This is a genomic window from Streptomyces sp. NPDC001270 (genome assembly GCF_042896695.1).
GTDB lineage: Bacteria > Actinomycetota > Actinomycetes > Streptomycetales > Streptomycetaceae > Streptomyces.
This window is the reverse complement of record NZ_JBIAXM010000018.1, coordinates 64,610-84,232: the sequence shown is the minus strand read 5'-3', so window position 1 is coordinate 84,232 and position 19,623 is coordinate 64,610. Positions and strand designations below refer to the sequence as shown.

The 19,623-nt window shown below is 72.2% G+C and carries 5 protein-coding genes; all 5 read right to left on the bottom strand.

The genetic code is table 11. The features are described 5' to 3' along the window. Nucleotides 1–141 precede the first annotated feature (141 nt). The 5 genes from ACFY2B_RS28035 to ACFY2B_RS28015 all read right to left on the bottom strand — a co-directional run bounded on the left by ACFY2B_RS28035 (nt 142) and on the right by ACFY2B_RS28015 (nt 19,248). A complete protein-coding gene (locus ACFY2B_RS28035) occupies nt 142–3,267 on the bottom strand; it encodes a discoidin domain-containing protein (RefSeq protein ID WP_390765839.1) in 3,126 nt (1,041 codons plus the stop codon). A 341-nt stretch (nt 3,268–3,608) separates the two neighbouring features. Continuing rightward, nucleotides 3,609–4,490: an alpha/beta fold hydrolase gene (locus ACFY2B_RS28030; RefSeq protein ID WP_390765936.1), complete on the bottom strand. Its 882-nt coding sequence runs from the start codon at nt 4,488–4,490 to the stop codon at nt 3,609–3,611. 323 nt (nt 4,491–4,813) lie between these two features. Further along, complete coding sequence (locus tag ACFY2B_RS28025) at nt 4,814–5,692, bottom strand: TauD/TfdA dioxygenase family protein (protein WP_390765838.1); 879 nt, start codon at nt 5,690–5,692, stop codon at nt 4,814–4,816. Nucleotides 5,693–5,896: 204 nt separating this feature from the next. Continuing rightward, a complete protein-coding gene (locus ACFY2B_RS28020) occupies nt 5,897–15,268 on the bottom strand; it encodes an amino acid adenylation domain-containing protein (RefSeq protein WP_390765837.1) in 9,372 nt (3,123 codons plus the stop codon). Next, the gene (locus tag ACFY2B_RS28015) at nt 15,268–19,248 is read right to left on the bottom strand and encodes an amino acid adenylation domain-containing protein (RefSeq protein WP_390765836.1); all 3,981 of its coding nucleotides are present in this window, start codon (nt 19,246–19,248) and stop codon (nt 15,268–15,270) included. The genes ACFY2B_RS28020 and ACFY2B_RS28015 overlap by 1 nt, the downstream gene beginning before the upstream one ends. Nucleotides 19,249–19,623: the final 375 nt, after the last annotated feature.

The window sequence follows — 19,623 nt, the reverse complement described above, 5'->3', positions numbered from 1 at the left end:
TCCATCGACGAGTCATAGGGGATCCGAAGCGCGACCTTCTCCTTCCGCTCAAACACCCAGGGCGTTTATAGAATTGCGCAACGTAATCATTGGGCCGGGCCCCGGCCGGACGGCCGGGGCCCCTTAACGGACCGCAGGCCGTCAACGCACCGAGAAGCTGACGAGCCCGGCGTCGTTCCTGCCGCCCGCGTCGGTCGACAGAGCCACGTAACGTGCGGTGGCATCTGTGGTGAGCCCGCGAGCGCGGCCGTGACCGGTCAGCTCGCCTGCCGGTGTGTAGGCGAGGCCGTCGCTGCTGAATTCCGCCCGGAGGCCGGGCACCCGGCCACCGGTCCACTCCGTGCGCAGGTCGCGGACGCGGAACTGCGCACCAAGGTCGACGACCAGGCGGCCGTCGGGTCCGGGCGTCCACGCCGTCGCCGGATCGCCGTCCACGGCCGCTGCGGGAGCCGACATGCCGGGCGGGAGGGGGTTGGTCGGGAAGACGGTGCGTCCCAGCGCCAGGTCGTCCAGGGGGTAGGCCACAGCCCGGCTCAAGGTGACAGTCGTCGTACGTCCCCCGCGGATCGCCACAAGCTCGGTCTGGCCCTGGCCGGTCACCCGGATGCGGCAGGCCGGACCGGTGAGCCGCACGGTGGCGCCGTCGACGACCTCCGCCTGGAGACCGACGGGCAGCCGCCCACCGGACACCGGGCTCAGCGTCAGCCGCGGGGACAGCAGGCGTGCGGTGGCGGCGTCCAGTTCGGCGTCGTAGGCGCTGCCGGAGGCGGTCACCGTCTGCCGGCCCTCGAACAGAACCAGGCGGGAGGCAGGCTGCGGAATGTCGACGCGGGTCGTGACCTGCTGACCGGACAGGTTGAACAGGCTCAGGTGGTCGTCGGTGAGAGCGGTGCCGACGGAGCTACTGTCAGCCTGCGGGACTTCGGCGCGGGCGCGTTCGCGCAGGATGTCGGCCGACGCGCCGGGGAGTCCTTCGACCAGGAGAGGTGCGGCGGGGCCGTCGGCGAGGACGATGGTGTCGTCGTACACCGTGAGCGGCTGCTTCGAGCCCCGCACCAGCAGTCCCGCACGGCCGTCGACGTCGAGCCAGCCACCCCGGCTGGAGACATCGGGTACGGGCCAGGAGAGGAGGTCGCTCCACTGCTGCCCGTCCGTCGAGCCCTGCACCGTGTAGGCACGGCCTGCGGCCGCCTCCCAGCGCAGGGTGACGCGGTCCACCGTGTGCGTGGCCCCGAGATCGACGGCGAGCCAACTGTCCGCCCGGGGGCGGTCCGCCCGCGACACCGCCCACCGTGTCGTGGCGTTCCCGTCGACGGCCAGGGCCGGCTCCTTGCCGGGGTCGTAGGAGGAGGCGGTGGCCGTCCCGCCCTGAGCGAGGTCGGCGCCGTCTCCTCCGTCACGCGCTTCGAAGGCGTAGAGCGAATAGCCGTACGCCGGGTCGGGCCGGACGCCGAGCATGCGCAGGTGCCGGACGGCGGTGCGGGAGAAGGTCACTTCGTCCACGCGGGGCGCGGCGGCAGACGCCTGGGTGTCCTGGGCGGCCACGGTGGCGCTGCCCTCCGCGAATCGATAGGTCCGCGACCCCGTCAGGCCCGCCACGCCCGGCATGGTGAGGTTGTAAAGCTCCAGATGCCCTTCGCCTGCGGCTATGCCGGTCGTCGCGTAGACGACGGCGCCGGTGGGCAGGGTGGTGAAGCCCGCGTACCCTGACGCCGCCCCCAGCATCGTGGCGCTGCCGTCGAACCCGTCGCGGCGCTTGGTGTACGTGCGCGCCTCGCGGTTCGTCACCTGCGCCGCGGCGGTGGGAAGGAACATGGGCGTGGCCCCGCCGAGTTTGAACAGCCAGTTGTCGTGGGCCGGTTGCCAGGCGAACTTCACGAAATCCGGTTTGGTGACAGCACCCGCCCAGGCAGCTGCCGACTGGTGCGACACGAGGCCCGGCCCGGTGCCGAAGTCGGTCACTCCCGACGCCTGGCGGAACAGTTCGTCCTGGGACAGGGGACGGACCGTACGGCCCTGGCCCGCGGCCCACACGTGCAGGAGATAGCTGATGGCCAGTTCGGCACGGGCTTCCGGCTCGTACTTCGGCTCGCCGGAGAACTTCGCCAGCCGGTACTCCGGGGGGTACTTCTGGTACGCCTCCAGCCTTTCCGCCAGGGCCATCTCCGCTCGTGCCGCCGCCCGATCGCCGACGACCTGGGCGAGGAAGGCGAGCGGGATCACGTCACGGCCGTAGAGATGCTCACGGTCGTTGACCATGGGCATCAGCGGCTCGCCGGCGTCGCTCATCACGCCGAGGAGGGTGCGCCACAGCGCGTCGGCGTTCGGCTGATCGGTCAGCACCTGCGGCAACGCCCGGCCCGCGGTGATGAAGTGGGCGGCGTTCCGGCCTGAGGTGCGCCACAGTTCCTCTTGGTAGTGCGGCGCGAACGACCCGTGGTTCTCGACGATGAAGGTGTCGTACAGGTTGCGGGCGGTGTTGTCGCAGACGCGAACGCCGTCGACGACGGCCGGGTTCGCCCGGTCTGCCTGCGGCAGTCCGGTTTCGTTGCGCGACCAGGCACCGAACGCCTTGTCCCAGTCGGTGTGCCGCGGATCGTCCGTGGCCCAGGCGAGTCCGGGGGCCAGGGACTGCGCGTAGACACCCATCTCCTCCAGCTTGGTGTCTCCCTGATAGCCGCCGAGCAGACCGTGCGGGCTCCAGCTACCGGAGTTCGGATCGTCGCTCGTGCCCAGGTTCGTGGTGTAGGCGGCCTGTTCGCGGGCGATGGTGTCGACGTTGGTCCTGGTGGCCTCGTCGAGGTCGTCCCACAGCAGCCGGGCAGCGAGTACGAAGTACAACTGGAAGGTAGTGTCGAAGAACAGGGTCCGGCCCCATTGGGTACCACCGGTGAGGCGGTTGGAGGCGGCGAAGTGCTGGATCGTGGCTACGGTCCGGGCTTTGAGCGTCTCTTCGTCCGTCCCCGCTCGGTCGCTGTCGTAGCTTCCCCGGGTGAGCAGCACGGCGTTGCCCAGCACGACGGCGAAGCCGAAGTCCTTGTCCGTGTAGTAGCCGCGAGCCGAGTCCCATTGTGTCTCTGACCAGTGGGTGTGGTTCAGCAGGACGCGATAGTAGGTCTCCGCCACCGCGTCCCGCTCCGTGGGGGAGTTCCCTTGGGCACGGGCAGTACCGCTGCCGGCTGCGACGGGAAGCGTCGCCAGGGCGGTGGAGGCACCGAGGAGTTGGACGAAGCGGCGGCGGTTGATCTGCGGAGATCCTTGGAGCACTCTCGGCGCCTCTCTGAACACTTAAGACAACGTTGTCAATCGGACGGCGGCAATTCTTCGTCCCTGTTTATCGGTACGTCAAGGGGTGTGACACGGCTAAAAGCCTTGACAGGAGTGACTGGTGGGCGGATGGGGTCTGACGGGGGACCGGGATCGTCTCTCCTGGCCGCGGCCGGTCCTGGGCCCAGCCGCACCTGAACGGCCCAGGACACCACCCACAGGTCGATGACGCGACGAGCCGGGCGGATTACGGTGTTCTCCACGCCGGCGTCGCCGAGTGCCCGGCGCTCGCCGCGCCTGGCGCCGTACGTGCCACTTGCCACCTGCCACCCGCCACGTGCTCAGCTGGTGTGAGTCTCCACGGCATCGATGATCTCGGACCAGAGTTCGCGGGGGCGGTCGTGGCCCATGTCGGGGATCAGCAAGAGCTCGGCTCCGGGCACCAGATCCGCCGTGCGGTGCCCACCGCTGGGGTCGATCAGCGTGTCGTCCAGGCCATGGATCACGAGCGTCGGCACCCGAAGTTCCCGGAGCGCGTCCGCGCGTGAGCCGCTGAGGATCATCGCGGCGAGCTGACGTCCGACCCCGGCGGGGTAGTGGGCGCGGTCGTAGCTGCTGGCAGCCAGTTCCCGAAGGACCGCCGGGTCGCCGTAGCGCCGGGACGCCCACACCAGTTCCCGATCCGCCGCCGCGATGTACGCCTCGCGGTCCGACGGCTTCGGGCTGAACAGCACCGCCTGGGCCTCGGGGCTGGACCGGCCGTATTCACTTTCGCCGGTCGAGGACATCATCGACGTCAGCGTCAGCACGCGCTCCGGGTGGGTGATGGCCATCGTCTGGGCGATCATTCCGCCCATCGACGCTCCGACCACGTGGGCCCGCTCGATGCCGAGCGCGGCGAGCAGGCCGAGGCCGTCGTCGGCCATGTCCTGCAACCGGTAGGGGGCCATCGCGAGGGCGGAAGGGATGTCTCCCGAGCTCACAGCGTTGATGAACTGCCCGATGTCGACGGGGTGCTCGTCGAACCTGGTGGACAGGCCGCTGTCCCGGTTGTCGTATCGGACCACGTAGCGCCCACGATCCGCCAGCGCACGGCAGAAGTCCTCGTGCCAGGCGATCATCTGGGCACCAAAACCCATCACGAGCAGCACAGGGGGGTCACGGGGATCGCCAAAGCTCTCGTAGGCGATGGCCACTCCGGGCGAAACGTCGGTGATCGGCATCCTTTGATCCTGCCAGGGCCTACTGGCTGAGCGCACCCTGGTTTTCGCGCTGGCCTTGGCATCCCCCGTGCAGGTCACCGTGTCGACAGCCCACGTGGGTTCTTCGCGTGCCGGGCGGCGCCGCCCGGCACTCCGCAACGATTCCACCGCCGAGGGCACCGCCGCCGTCACCCCGCGGGACCCGGGGTGCGCTTCGGTGGGCACTTCGGCGAAGGCCCGGGCGTTGGCGTCGCTGCTCGGACGGAGGAACGCCTCCGGGCCGGCGGGCATCGTCACGGGGCTCCTTCGCGTCGGTCGGGGCGTCCGCCGTGACGGGACCCCGGTCAGGCGTGCAGGCTCGTACCGTCGATCGCCACCCGACGCCCCTCCCGGGTGTGTGGGAAGTAGTCCCACACGGCGTGGTGCTGGACGCTGCGGTTGTCCCAGAACACGAGGGTGCGTTCCTGCCAGCGGACCCGGCAGTGCAGCAGCGCGGTCCGGGCTATGTGCGCGTACAGCAGTTCCAGCAGGGCGTCGCTCTCGGCCCGGGACAGCTCGGTGATGTGCGACGTGTAGGGGGCGTTGACGAACAGCAGCTTGCGGCCGTTCTCCGGATGCCGGACGACCACGGGGTGCACGGTGCGCGGCACGTCGTACTCGAGGGGCGGGGTCTGCCCGGCGGCGGTCCACGGCAGGGCTCCGTCGTGGAGGGCGGTCAGACCTTCCAGGAAGCCGCGCAGGGCGGGTGAGAGCAGTTCGTAGGCGAGGTGCATGTTGGCGAAGAGGGTGTCACCGCCGCTGCCGCCCTCGGGGATCGTCGTGATGTACAGCATCGAGCCGAGCGACGGCTCGGTGTCGGCGGTGCCGTCGGCGTGCCAGCCGTTGCCCGCGACGGCCCGGGACTCCTTGTTCGCCTTGATCTCCAGGATGTGCGGGTCGGAACCCTCGGACGCGAGGGCGACGGGGTGCAGCGCGCCGAAGACGCCGGCGAACCGCTTGTGTTCCTCGGGCGTGATGTCCTGGTCACGGAAGACCAGGACATGGTGGGTGCGGAAGGCGTGCTTGAGTTCCTTCTCCTGCTGGGGCGTCAGCTCCTGCGCCAGGTCGAGGCCGGTGACCTCGGCGCCCAGCAGCGGCGTGACGGGGGTGACGGTGATGGTCTCGTAGGGCTCGGCGGGGCGGGTGGTGAGCCGTTCGACGGCCCGCAGTGCGTAGTCCTCCATGAGGGACCTCCTGGGGATCGAGTGGGCGAAGCGGAATCACAGACCGTGGTCGAGGAGTTCGGAGACGACGAGGCGGCCGCGGGCGAGGTTGCCGTGGATCGAGCCGTCGGCCTGGCGGAAGCCGCCCACGAAGGGCGGGTCGGCCCGGGTGACTCGTCCGACGCGGCCGGCGTGCGAGTCCCCCGGCAGACGGTGGGCGCCTCCTCAGGGCCGTCCGACGGGGTCCGGCCGGGCGTCGTCGGGCGGGGCCGCCGCGAGGGCGGCGGCGATGTCCCGGACGTGCGGCTGCGCCACGAGTTCGTAGTGGTCGGCGTCGACATGGTGGACGCGCAGCGGGCGGGGCAGATGGTCGTCCCAGTCGTCCGGTGCGGCCGGTTCCGGCGCGAGGAGCCCTTCGGCGGGGCGTTCGGCGTGCCACACGGTGGTCGGTGTGGCGTCGAGGCGGGGCAGCCGGTGCTCGGCCATGGCGGCGAGGTTGGCACGGCAGCAGCGCGCGAGGCGTTCGGCGTAGGCGCGGCCCGGCTCGGTCAGGCGCCCCGCGCCGCCGCCGCTCAACTCGCGGGCGAAGACGGCGTCCACCTGCTCCTCGTCGTAGGTGGCGAAACGTCGGCCCGCGTGGGGCGGGGGCGGGTCGAGCAGGTACAGGGCGCCCACCGGACGGTTCCCGGACTCGGCGAGCGCCGCCATGGACAGCGCGGTCCAGGCCCCGAACGACCAGCCGACGAGCCGCAACCGGCGGTCGGGGCCCGGAAACGCGTCCCGCACGGCGGCCAGGTAGCGTGCTGCGCGGTCGGTGATCGACCAGGAGAGCGGCGCGGGGTCGCGCAACGCCGGGTCGGCGATCAGGCAGACCGTCAGGTCGTCGGGCAGGGCCGCCACCAGGGGGCGATACGCCTGGATGTCTCCGCCGACCGGGTGCACCAGGCACAGCACGTCCCGGCCGATGCCGGGCTGCCACACCTCCACCTCCACCTCCACGACCACCTCCACCTCGACGTCCACGGCCTCCGGTGGCCGGGAACCGGTATCGAGATGGCCGAGGATCTCGGCGAGACTCACCCGGTGGCTGAGGCGCGACAGTTCGATGTCGGTGCCGAGGCGCCGCTTCACCTCGTCGAGGAGTTCCAGGAGGGTCAGCGAGTCGGCGCCCAGGTCGTACAGCGCGGTCTGCGGAGCGATGGTGTCCACGCCGAGCAGATCGAGGAGGATGCCGGTGAGTTCGGCGGTCGGATCGGTGGCGGGGGCGGCGACCTCGGCGGCCGTGTGCTCGTCGGGCAGTGGTTCGTAGAAGATCCGTGCCGCGGCCAGGTCCGTGGTGTTGACCATCAGGTGCGGCAGTTGCAGGTGCAGTGCCCGCTCGAACACCGCCGCGCCCTCCTCGGGCGTGAGCGCGACCTTCAGGTGTGCCTGGTGGCGGGCGTCGGCGCGCAACGTGTTCGCTGCCATACCGACGCCCTGCCATGCGTCCCAGCCGATGCTCATCCGCGCGGTGGCGTCGCCGGCCCGGGACGCGTAGTGGGCGTAGGCGTCCAGGCAGGCGTTCGCCGCCGCGTAGTCGAACTGGCCGACTCCGCCGAATCTGGCGGCCATCGACGAGCAGGAGAGCGCGTAGGCGGGAGCGTGCTCGGCGATGAGCAGTTCGACGAGCAGGGCGCCGCGCAGCCGGGCCGCCGTGGCGCGGCGGGCGGCCGCGGGCTCACGCCGGCTGAGGAGCCCGCCCGCGGCGGTTCCGGCGGCGTGGACGATGCCGACGAGACCGCCGAGATACGGGGCGATCCGGTCGGCGACCTTCTCCGGTTCCTCGGTGGCGAGGTCGGCGGGGACCAGGGTGACGCGGTCGGTGAACGCCCGGAGTACGGCCGGGACGTCGGTACCGCGCGCGACCAGGACCACACGGTTGCCGGGGTGGTCCAGCAGGTGAGCGGCCAGGGTGCTGCCGATGCCGCCGGTGCCGCCGAGTACGAGGTGGGTGCCCGGGCCGGCGGGACGAACGGCGGCCGCAACGGCTTGCGGCGCGGGGACGGGCTGGATGGCGCGGTGCCACCAGAAGCCGTCGCGCAGCGCCATGGCCGTGGCCGTGGCCAGGGCAGTGGACGCCGTGCCGGCCGTCGCCGTGGCTGTCCCTACCGTTGTCCCTGCCGCGCTCCCTGCTTCTGTCCCTGCCGCTGCCCGTGTCGCCGCCGCACCCGCCGTCGCCGAGAGGGCGGTGTCCAGGAGCAGGTCGGACAGTTGGGCCGCCCAGTCGGCCGGACGGGGGCCGGGCAGGTCGGCCCAGTGCAGGAGCACGCCCAGTTCCTGCCGGGGGACTTCGAGGGCCGCGGCGAGCAGGCCCGCCTCAGGGACGCGGACGGCACCGGTGACGGGTTGCGCCTGATGGGACAGCAGCCATGCGCGCGGCCGTTGCTCGTCCGGGAGGCCGGCCAGCGCCAGGGCGAGGGCGGCCACCGTGTCGAGGCAGGCCCACTGGGCCGTTTCCAGGTCGGACGTGCGCAGGCCGCCGTTCAGAGCGAGCGGCAGCGCGTGGAGCCAGTCGACGGCGGGCGCGGTGGGGCCCGTGACGCGGGCGAACAGGGCGGCGAGGTGCTCGGGATCGGCGGGGTCGGCCGCGTAGCGGTCCTCGTCGAGACGGGTGAAGGAACCGCCGGCGCGGACGGTCACGACCCGGCCGTAGTACTGCTCCAGGCGGCGCCACGACTCGCCGTCCGCATCGGGGGCCGTGACCACCACGGCGGTACGCCGGGTTTCGTGGCCGTCGGCGCGGGCGCGGCGCAGTCGCGACCACAGCGGCTGGTGCAGCCACTGGGCCGCGGGCAGTCGGGCCGCCCGCTCGGCCTCGGCCGGCGCGCCCGCCGGTGCCGGGGTCTGTGGCGGGCCGGGTGGGCGCGGGAAGTCGAACTCGGCCGTCTCGAAGGCGGGCGGCGGGAAGTCCCAGGGTGCGGGGGCCGGACCCGCGGGCCATACGAGGGTGTGTCCGGCCGTCCATGCCTCGGCGAGGGTGTGCGGGTCGAGGACGTCGGCGGGCAGCCGGGTCCGGGACGGTGGTGGTGCGGTCGGCGTGAGGGCGCGCAGCCACTCGACGGCGGAGGCGGCGTCCGGGCAGACCGCCGCCGCACGGTGTCCGAGCGCGGGCCGGCCGGCCTGGAGGTGACGCAGCACCCGCGGATAGGTGTCGGGGTGCGCGTCCAGGTAGTCGGCGATACGACGGCCGTCGGCGCGTACGGCGGATACGGAACAGCCCGACAGCGTGAGGCACGGCACCGTCTCCGGCACGCGCGGGGCCGGGCTGTACTGCGGCTGCTCCAGCAGCACATGGGCGTTGGTCCCGCCGATTCCGAAGGAGCTCACGGCGGCCACCCTGGGAACGGCCGTCGGCCAGGGCTCGGCCGTGACCGGTATGCGGAACGGGCCGTCGTCGATCTCCGGGTTGAGCCGGTCGAAGTCGGCCGTGGGCGGAATGACCCCGTGGTGCACGGCGAGCACGGCCCGCACCAGGCCGACCACACCGGCCGCGGCCCCGAGGTGTCCGATCTGGCTCTTCACGGACGACAGGGGCACGCGCGCGTCGTCCGCCAGTCCGTAAGCCTGGCGCAGCGCGGCGGCCTCCACGGGGTCACCGAGCCGGGTTCCGGTGCCGTGTGCCTCGATGTATCCGAGGTCGGCGCCACGACGACCGCTGCGGGTCAGGGCGGCGCGGATGGCGGCGCGTTGTCCCGCGAGGGCCGGCGCGCTGTAACCGAGTTTGTCCGAGCCGTCGTTGGTGATGCCGGACCCCGTGACGACGGCGTACACGGTGTCGCCGTCCCGGCGGGCGGCTGCGAGCGGTTTGAGGACGACGACGGCGGTGCCGCTGGCTCCGACGGTGCCCTCCGCGTCCGCGCTGAAGGGCCGGCAGTGTCCGTCCGGCGAGAAGATGTGCTGGGGCAGGTAGGTGTAGCCGTCGGTCAGTTCGGTGTCGATGAGGACTCCGCCGACGAGCATCACGTCGGCGTCGCCCTGCCGCAGCATCCCGGCGGCGAGGTGCACGCCGACGAGGGAACTGGAGCAAGCGGTCTGCACCGTCAGCGCCGGACCGGTGAGCCCGAGCCGGTAGGCGGCCTTGGTCGCGAGGAAGTCCTTCTCGTGGTGCTGACCGAGGCGGAAGGTGTCGGGCAGTGCGTCCTGGTCGCCCTCGCGCAGCATGCGCTGGAAGTAGGTGTTCTCGCCGCAGGAGGCGACGATTCCCACCCGCTGGGCGGTCGGGTCGCCGAGGCCGGCGTGGGCGAGTGCCTCGACGCAGTTCATCAGCAGGTGGCGCTGCTGTGGATCCATGTACCGGGCTTCGTGCGGGCTGATCGTGAATCGGCCCGGGTCGAAGGCGAGGGGGCCCGCCAACTGGCTGCGGGCGCCGATCCGGCCGTCGGTCGTCGGGAAGTGCTCGATGCCTCGGCGGCCGGTGGTGACCAGGTCCCAGAAGGCGGCCAGGTCGGCCGCGCCGGGCAGGCGCACGGCCATCCCGACGACGGCGACGGGTTCATCGGCGGCGGCACGTGCGTCGGAGGCGGCACGTCGGTCGACGGTGACAGGTTCACCAGAGGCGGCCTGGCCCTCGACGGCCACCGCCTCTTCCGGTCGTCCCGCGGCCGTCTCACCAGTTGTGTCACCGGCTGTACCAGCGGCGGTATCACCGGCCGATTCGTCGGCTGCGGGACCGTCCGAGACGGCTCGGGCCAGCGCGCGCAGGCTGACGTGCTCGAACAGGTCGGGGACGGAGAAGGGGAGGTCGCCCTCTCCCGCGCATCTCAGATGGAAGCGCATGAGGTCCAGGCTGGTGGCCCCGGCGTCGAAGAACCGCTGGTCCACCCCGACCACTTTGCCGGTCGCCGTCTCGAACAGGCCGGTCAGACGTCGTTCGAGGGGCGACAAGGTGTCGGACGTCGCAGGGGCGGGCAGCAGTTCCCGGCCCGGTGCGGTGAGTGCCGCCCGGCGGTCCAGTTTGCCGCTCGGTGTGCGCGGCAGGTCCGTGAGCAGGCGGCAGCGGGCGACGCGTACGTAGGCCGGGAGCAGGCCGGCGAGGTGTGCGGCGAGGCCGGTCGGGTCGGGGTCCGCGCCGTGGCACTGGAGGACGGCCAGCAGCCTGCCGTCCTGCACGGCGGCGACGGCACCCGTCACCCCGGGATACTGGAGCAGTGCGGCCTCGACCTGTCCCAGCTCCAGCCGGTGACCGCCGAGTTTGACCTGGTCGTCGTCACGGCCCGCGTAGTGCAGCAGGCCCTGCCGGTCGAAGTGGGCCCGGTCGCCGGTGCGGTAGCAGGTGCCGAGGTCGGGGTCCTCCACGAACCGGTCCCGGTGTACGTCGTCGTCGCCGAGGTAGCAGCGTCCGGCCATGGGGCCGCCGATGAGCAGTTCGCCGGTGACGCCGGGCGGGACAGGGAGGCCGGTCTCGTCGACCACGCGCAGGACGGCGCCCGTCACCGGGCGTCCGATCGCGGGACGGGCCGGCCAGTCGGCTGGGTTGCCTTCGAGGCACAGGCCGCTGACGACATGGGTCTCGGTCGGGCCGTAGTGGTTGAACAGCCGGGCATCCGGAAGTCCCGCGAACCAGCGGCGGACGGCGTCGGTGCACACCAGTTGCTCGCCCGCGGTCACGACGTCGCGGAGCCTGGACGGGAACCGCCCCAGGCGTACGCCGTGTTCGGCGAGGAGTTGCAGGGCCACGTACGGCAGGAAGATCCGTTCCACCGCCCCGCTCTCCAACTGTTCGAGCAGGGCCGGAACGTCCTGCCGCCAGGCCGGTTTCACCAGGCGCAGCTCGCCGCCGGAGCACAGCGTGGTCAGGATCTCCTGGAAGGAGACGTCGAAGGACAGCATGGAGAACTGCTGGGTGACGGCGGGTCCGTTCAGTGCACCCTCGGTCCGCTGCCAGGTCAGCAGGTTGCACAGGGTCCGGTCGGGGACCTGGACGCCCTTCGGGACGCCGGTGGAGCCGGAGGTGAACAGGGTGTACAGCGGACGCGGCCCCTGGTGCCGGTGGGATACGCGGCCGGCTCGGGGCGAGTCGGTGAGGGTGACGGTGTGCCGTGGCAGGTGGGGCGGTGCGATGGCGTCGAGGACGGCGATGTCCTCGGGGGCGACCACGACGCACAGCGGTTGGGCCTGGTCGAGTACGTGTCGCAGCAGCGGCGGCGGATAGGCGGGGTCGAGGGGGACGACGGTCAGGTTGAGCCGGGCCGCCGCCAGCAGCGCGACTACGTGTTCGACGGAGGGCTGGAGGTAGAGGGCGACGGTCGCCGGTGCGGTGGGATCGGCCGGGCGGAAGGCGCTCAGGGCGAACGCGGCCTCGTCGGCCTGCGCGTCGAGGTCGGCGTACGTGAGGGTGGTCCCGTCGAGGGTGACGGCGGGGGCCTCGGGGGTGCGGCTGACCTGGCGGGCGAACCCGTCGGCCACGGTGGTGAAGTCCGGCTCCCGCTCGGTGCCGCGGCCGGTGCCCGGGCCGGCGAGGGAGCGGCGGTGGGGTGCGACCAGTTCGCGCAGGGTGATCCGGGTGCCGGCGGTCAGGTGGTCGAGGGCGTCGCGGAAGATCCGGGCCGCGGCGGCGGCGCGCTCGGCGCCGATGTCGTCGCGGTACTCCCACAGGCAGTCGAGGCCGGAGTCGTGCTCGACCACCGACAGGGTGAGGGCGCACTTGGCGCCCGTCGGCTCCAGCGGGCGTGGCTGCGTCTCACAGCCTTCCAGACGCAGTCGGGAGAACTCGGTGTTCTCCAGCACGAACAGGTAGTCGAAGAGCGGGGTGCGGTCGCGGAACGCCCGGTCGGTGAGGACGTCGGCGAGGGCGACCTCCTGCCCGTCCAGGACGGCGCGCACGGTACCGGCGTGTTCGGCGAGCTGGGTGCTCAGGATGTCATGGGGTCGGGCGGTCAGGTCCAGCAGCACGGTGTTGGCGAACATGCCGACGGCGTCGGCGAATTCGGGACGGGGGCGGTGCGCCACCGGGGTGGCGACCAGCGGGCGGGGCTGTCCCGTCACTCCGTACAGGCTCGCGGTGAACGCGGACACCAGGAGCTGGAACCTCGTCAGGCCGGCTTCGGCGGCACGCCGGTCCAGGGCGGCGCGGCGGACCAGGTCGAGGGAGGTGCGCAGCAGCCTCGCCCGCGGTCGGTCCGTTCGGGCGGGGGCGGGCAGGGCGGGTGACGGCGGGGCCTCGCCGTCGTAGTGGGCGAGCAGGCGGGTGCGGCGGCGTGCGTAGGCGTCGCTCGTGTGCCAGTCGCGTTGCCAGCGCGCGAAGTCGAGGAGTGTGGTGGCCGGTGCCGGACGGTGGGCCGCGCCGGTGTACGCCTCGCTGAGGTCGTGGAAGAGCAGGTTGAGGGACCAGCCGTCCACGGCGGCGTGGTGCAGGTGGAGCAGCAGGAGGCCGCCGTCGGCCCGCTCCGTCCAGGCGGCGCGGAGCATCCGGGGTTCGGTGAGGTCGAAGCGGTGGGCGAAGAAGCGGTCGGCGGTGTCCTGCCACCGCTCCCCCGGTCGGCGATCGAGCGGCTGCCAGGGATCGTAGGGCCCTTCGACGTGCTGGAGCAGTCCTTCCGCGGCGGGGACCAGTCGGGTACGGAGGGCGGGGTGCCGCTCCACCAGCGAGCGCGCCGCGCGGTGGAGTGCTTCGGTGTCGACGCTGCCCTTGATCCGGAAGGCGAGCGGCACGTCGTAGGAGCGGTCTTCCGGGTCTCGTACGTGCAGGAGCCAGAGGCGTTCCTGCTCGCCGGTGGCCGGTGCGACCGGGTCGTGCGAGGCCGGCGGCACCGGCGGGTGCTCGCCCGTGCGGGGGCCGGATGTGTGCACCGCGTCCGCGAGGGCGGCGAAGTCGGCGTGCAGCACCAGGTCCTGGGGCAGGTCGACGGCGAAGCGGTGGTGGATCTCGAAGCGGAACAGCAGCGCCGTCAGGGAGTCACCGCCGTTCGGGATCCAGCGGTCGTCGGGGCGCAGGCCGTGGACGTCGAGGATGCGCTCGGCGATCTCCAGTACCGGCCGCTGCTCGGCGTTGACGGGCACGGCACCGTCGCGCGTGCCGCGCCACGGTGTTCCGGCGGCCCGGAGGAGGGCGGCCCGGTCGACCTTTCCGTTGGCGGTCAGCGGGAGTTCGGTGACCAGGTGGGTGTGGTGGGGGCGCATGTACGACGGCAGGGCGGTGGTGAGGTGGCGTTCGTAGGCGTCGAAGGCGAGGTCGTCACCGGGGACGAGGAAGGCCAGCAGTTCGTGGCGGTCCGCCGCGTCGCGGCGGGTGCACACGTACGCCCGGCGCACCGCGGGCAGGGTCAGGATCTGCCGTTCGACCTCGCCGGGTTCGATGCGGAAGCCGCGCACCTTGACCTGCCGGTCGGCCCGGCCGACGTAGGTCACGCGCCCTTCGGCGTCCTGCCGCACGAGGTCGCCGGTGCGGTACCAGCGGCGCGTGGTGCCGTCATCGTCCGGCAGCTCGACGAAGCTGCGTGCGGTCTGTTCGGGGAGGTTGCGGTAGCCGCGGGCCAGCGCTGTTCCGCAGAGCAGCAGTTCGGCCAGTTCGCCCGGCTCCGCGGTGCGGCCGTCCTGGGTGCGCAGCCGCAGTCCGGTCCCCGGCAGCGCGGTGCCGATCGGGATCGAGTCGTCGTCGAAGTCACGCGGGATGGGGTGGCACAGGGCGAACGTCGTCGCCTCCGTCGGCCCGTACACGTTGTGCAGGACGGTGCCGGCGTCGGGGTTGGCCTCGTACCAGCGGTGTATCGCGCGCGGGTCGAGCTGTTCGCCGCCGACGAGGACCTGGGTGGCGCCGGCGAAGCAGTCGGGGGCCTCGTCGACGACCGCGTTGAACAGGGCCACGGTGATGAACACGGTGTCGACGCGGCGTTCGCGCAGCACGGCCGCGAGGCGGTGCGGGCTGTGTGCCTGTGTGTCGTCGAGCACGACGCAGACACCGCCGGTCAGCAGCGGGGTCCACACCTCGAAGTTGAGGGCGTCGAAGGCCGGATTGGCCAGGCAGGCGTAGCGGCTGCCCGGCCTCAGGTCGAGGTAGCCGGGGCGGGCCAGCCGCAGCACGCCCGCGTCGGTGACCTCCACGCCCTTGGGGCGGCCCGTGCTGCCGGAGGTGTAGATGACGAAGGCGGTCCCGGCGGTGGTGGCGTCGCCCGCCGGTGCCGTCCTCGTGGTGCCGTGGGCCGTCGACGTCGTCCCGGCTGCCGGTTCCGGGGAGAGGAGCAGGTCGGCGTGGAGTCCACCGGGGTGAGCGGTCTGTCCGTCGTGGACCACGGCCACGGCTCCGGAGTCCTCCAGGATGTGCCGTTGCCGCTCGTACGGGCTGAGCCGGTCGAGGGGGACGACGGTGGCGCCGGCGCGGCGGACGCCGAGCATCACGCAGACCAGTTGCCAGCAGCGCGGCAGGCAGACGGCGACGGCCTGTCCGGGGGCCACTCCGCGATGGCGCAGGTGGGCGGCCACCCGGCCGCTGAGCCGGTCGAGTTCCGCGTAGTCCAGGGCGTGGGTGCCGTCCTCGACGGCAACGGCCGTGGGTGTGCGGCGGGCCCGGTCGAGCACGGCCCCGGCGAGCGAGGCGGACGCCGGGAGGGCGGGGGTGTCCATCAGACCTCCCGCACCGGCGCGGCGACGGCGTAGGGCTGTGCTGCCTGGCCGTGGTGGGCCAGTTCGGCGGCCAGCAGCGCGGCGACCCGGGCGGCTTCGGCCCCCTCCAGGATCTCCCAGTGGTCGCACCTCATCGTCTCGACCCGGAACTCGCCCTGTGCGCGCCGCCGCCAGAAGTCGCGGACCTCGGCGTGGAAGGGGGTGTCGGTGCCGTCCGGCACGGCCTGGGCGAGGACGAGGCGGGCCGGGGAGACGGCGGGGAGGTGGTCCCGGGCGGTGAGCCGGTTGTGGTTGTAGAGCCGGAAGTACCGGTCGACCTGGGCGTCGTCGATGCCGGGGTACATCCCGTTGAACCGCACGAGCTTCTCGCGGAACTCGGCCGCGTCGACGGCGGTGATCGTTTCGCGGGCCGAGGCGTCGTCGGTCGCCTGCGTGTCGAGCAAGACGACGCTGACGTCGTCGCGGCCGGCGAGGCTCAGCAGGCGTCCCATCTCGTGGGCGACGAGGCCGCCGTAGGACAGGCCGGTCAGTACGAGCGGGCCCGCGCCTGGGGGTTCGAGCAGGCGCAGGTAGGCCGCGGCCATCGCCTCCACGGTGGGCAGCAGGTCCTCGCCGGGGTTCACGCCCGGGGACTGGATGCCGTACAGCCCGGTGTCCACGGGGAGGAGCGCGGCCAGCGGCAGGTAGCAGAAGGCGGTGCCTCCGGCGGGGTGTACGCAGATCACCCGGGGGCCGGTGCCCCGGCGGAACTCGATGAGGCTGCCCGGCGCGCGGTGGGGGGCGTCCGCCCGCAGCAGCGCCGCGAGCTGCTCGATGGTGGGGCGCAGCATGACCTCGGCGACCGGCAGCCGGCGGCCGAAGGTCTCGGTGACGTGGTGGGCCATCTTGATGGCGGAGAGGGACGTGCCGCCGAGGTCGAAGAAGTTGTCGCCGACCCCGATGGCGGGATGGAGCAGGATGCGCTGCCATATCCGGTACAGGGCGTGTTCGACGTGGTCGCGCGGGCTGGCGGTGTTGACCTGGTCGGACGCCTGCGCGCGGGCGAGCCGCAGGAGGGCGGGGCGGTCGAGTTTGCCGTTGCGGTTCAGCGGCAGGCTCTCCAGGTCCAGCAGCACGGCGGGGATCATGTAGTCGGGCAGACTGCGGGCGAGTGCGGTGCGCCAGTCGCTGCGGAACGGCGCGGTCCCCCGGGCCACGCCGGCGATCAGCCGGGGCCCGCCCGCCGTGTCGTGGTCGGCGAGGACGACGGCCTCGTGGACACCCGGCAGCCGCGTCAACGCCGCCTCGATCTCTGCGGGTTCGATCCGGAAGCCGCGGAGTTTGACCTGGTCGTCGGCGCGTCCGGCGTAGTGGGCCTGGCCGTCGTCGTCCCAGCGGGCGAGGTCTCCGGTGCGGTAGACGCGGGCGCCGGGGACGAACGGGTCGGGCAGGAAGCGTTCCTCGGTGAGGTCGGGGTGGTTCAGGTAGCCGCGGGCCAGGGACGCGCCACCGAGGTAGACCTCGCCGACGACGCCGGGCGGGATGGGCTGCAGGTGGGCGTCGAGCACGTAGAAACGGGTGCCGGGCAGCGGCCGTCCGATGGGGCAGGGGCGTTCCAGCGGGCGGGGCCGGTAGTAGGCGGTGCTGTACAGCGTGGCCTCGGTGGGGCCGTACCCGAAGCAGATGTGCAGGCCCGGCAGGTGCTCGGTCATGCGGTGCAGTGCGGCCTCGGTCAGCGACTCGACACCGGTCAGCAGCTTGCGCAGGGTCAGGCCGCGGAGCCGTACGGCGGGGTCCTCGTCGATCCATCGGACGTAGGCGGGCGGCAGGAACGCCTGGGTGACCCGGTGTTCGCGCATCCAGGCCAGCACGGCGTCCGGGTCGCCGCGCAGTTCCTCGGGCACGATGTGCAGTTCGCCGCCGGTGGTCAGGGGCAGCAGCAGTTCGTGGATCGAGGCGTCGAAGGCGATGCTCGACCAGGCCGAGCCGACCTCCCCGGGAGCGGTGCCCATCCGCCGGTGCCAGGCGGTGAAGAGGTTGAGGACGCTGCGGTGCTCCACGGCGACGCCCTTGGGCCGTCCTGTGGATCCGGACGTGAAGATCACGTAGGCGAGCTGGTCCGGGGTGCGGGCGATGCCGGGCGCCGGACGCTCCCCTGTCGCTCCTTCGGCCTCCACGGCGTGCAGGTCACGCCACTCCTCGGGGCGGTCCTCGGTGGCGTGGTCGCTCAGCACGATCGGGCAGCCGGCGTCCTCGACCATGGCGGCGAGGCGTCCCGGCGGTTGTCCGGGGTCGAGCGGGAGGTAGGCGGCGCCCGCTTTGAGGATACCCAGGATGCCGACGACCAGGTCGCCGGTCCGCCGCGCATGGAGCCCCACCGCGTCGCCGGGTCGAACGGAGCGGGCGACGAGGGCGTGGGCGAGGCGGTTGGCGCGTCGGTCGAGGGTCGCGTAGTCCAGCGTGCGCGCGTCGTCGACGACCGCGGTACGGGCGGGGTGCTCGCGGGCCCGGGCCTCGAAGAGTCCGGTGATTCCGGTGGCCGTGCGCAGTGCGGTCGTCATCGGGTCGGCCGGTGCGGCCTCGTCGGGGTCCTGTGTGGCGTCCCCCTCGCCGATCAGTCGCAGGCGCTCCCGTGGGTCCATCAGTTCCAGGGTGCGGATGTCCCGGTCCGGGTGCTGGGCCATGTCGGTGAGCAGGTGGCGCAGGTGTCCGGCCCAGCGCTCGGCGGTTGCCGCGTCGAAGAGGGCGGTCGCGTAGTCGAGGTGTCCGGTCACGCGTCCCCCGGACTCGGCCGCCGACAGAGCGAGGTCGAACTTGGCGGGGGCGTGGGCGACCGGGAGCGGCACGGCCGCCACTTGGGGCAGACGCAGCAGGTCGTTCCGGTCCGGTACCCACGCCAGCATGGTCTGGAACAGCGGGGTGTGGGAGGCGCTGCGCGGTGGGTTCACCAGCTCGACGATGCGCTCGAAGGGCAGGTTCTGGTGGTCCAGGGCCGCACGGACGACGGCGCGGGTGCGGGCCAGCGCCTCGGCGGCGGTGGGCGCGCCGGACAGGTCGATGCGCAAGGGGAGGGAGTTGACGAGGAAGCCGATGAGACCGGCGGCGCCCGGTCCGCGCCGGCCGGCGACCGGGCTTCCGACAACGATGTCCTCCTGCCCCGACAGACGGGACAGCAGGACGGCCCAGCCGGTCAGGACGGCGACGAACAGGGTGGCCCCCTGAGAACGGGCGAGATCGCGGAGCGCGGCCGTGTCGTCGGTGTCCAGAGCGAATTCGACACGCCCGCCCGCATATCGCTGTTCCGCCGGGCGGGGCCCCCGGGTGGGCAGTTCCAGCACCGGTGGAACATCACCCAGGACGCGTTTCCAGTAATCCTCCTCGGCGGCGAGGGAGCCGCCGAGAACGGCTTCGCGCTGGACTTGTGCGTGATCCGCGTACTGCATCCGGAGTTCCGGCAGTTGCGCCGCCCGACCGGTCAGGGACGCCGTATACAGAAGGGAGACTTCTTTCATCATCACGTGCATCGACACACCGTCGTAGACACTGTGATGGAACGTCAGGAGGAGGGCATGGCGTTCGGCGTCCAGCGCGATCAGCCGGCCACGCCCGAGCGGCCCGGCCGCCAGGTCGAACGGCCGCTCCGCTTCGTCCCGTTGGCACCGGGCCACCAGTTCGTCGGGGTCGGTGGCGGCGGTGCAGTCCTCGAAGGTGAGGGCGAACCCAGCACCCGGAGGGTCGATGTGCTGACTCATGCCGCCGGCCTCGGCCACCAGCCGCGTCCGCAGCGTCTCGTGCCGGTCGGTCAGCGCGTCGAAGGCTCTCATCAGGGCGGTGCGGTCGAGCGGGCCGGTGAGCGTGAAGGCGACGGTCTCGTTGTACGCGGCGCCGGCGCCGGGGAGTTGGGCCAGGAACCACAGGCGCTGCTGGGCGAAGGAGGCTGGACGGACGCGGAGGGGCCCAGCTGCGCGGACGGGGTGGTGGGGTGTGTTCTGCACCGGCAAGGTCTGGCCTTCCTGTCGGGGGGACCGGGGGCGGAACGAAGGCGCAGCGAACGACGGCACCACGCGAAGTGCCGTAATCGGGAAAATCGTCAATCGGCGGGCGGGGGAATGTGCCGGGGAATTCGATTGATGTGCCTGGTCACAGTGAAGCGCTAGTCATACGGAGTTACTCAGGAGATTCCGTGACATGCCTGGGATCATCAGCCACGCATCAAGTACCTGTCAATACTTGACTTGTGCAAGCGAATCCACAGGGATACGGGACCACGAATGCCCGCAGAACGGTCAATTGAGTAAAGAGAGCGCCATGTCTGACCCTGCGGCCGCAGTAAATGTTTGGAGTTCCCGTCAGGCGCGCAGAGATGGTCCGCGGCT

Coding starts and splice junctions, on each gene's coding strand:
- ACFY2B_RS28030 (WP_390765936.1), bottom strand. CDS start 4,490: ATGCCGATCACCGACGTTTCGCCCGGAGTGGCCATCGCCTACGAGAGC.
- ACFY2B_RS28025 (WP_390765838.1), bottom strand. CDS start 5,692: ATGGAGGACTACGCACTGCGGGCCGTCGAACGGCTCACCACCCGCCCC.
- ACFY2B_RS28020 (WP_390765837.1), bottom strand. CDS start 15,268: ATGGACACCCCCGCCCTCCCGGCGTCCGCCTCGCTCGCCGGGGCCGTG.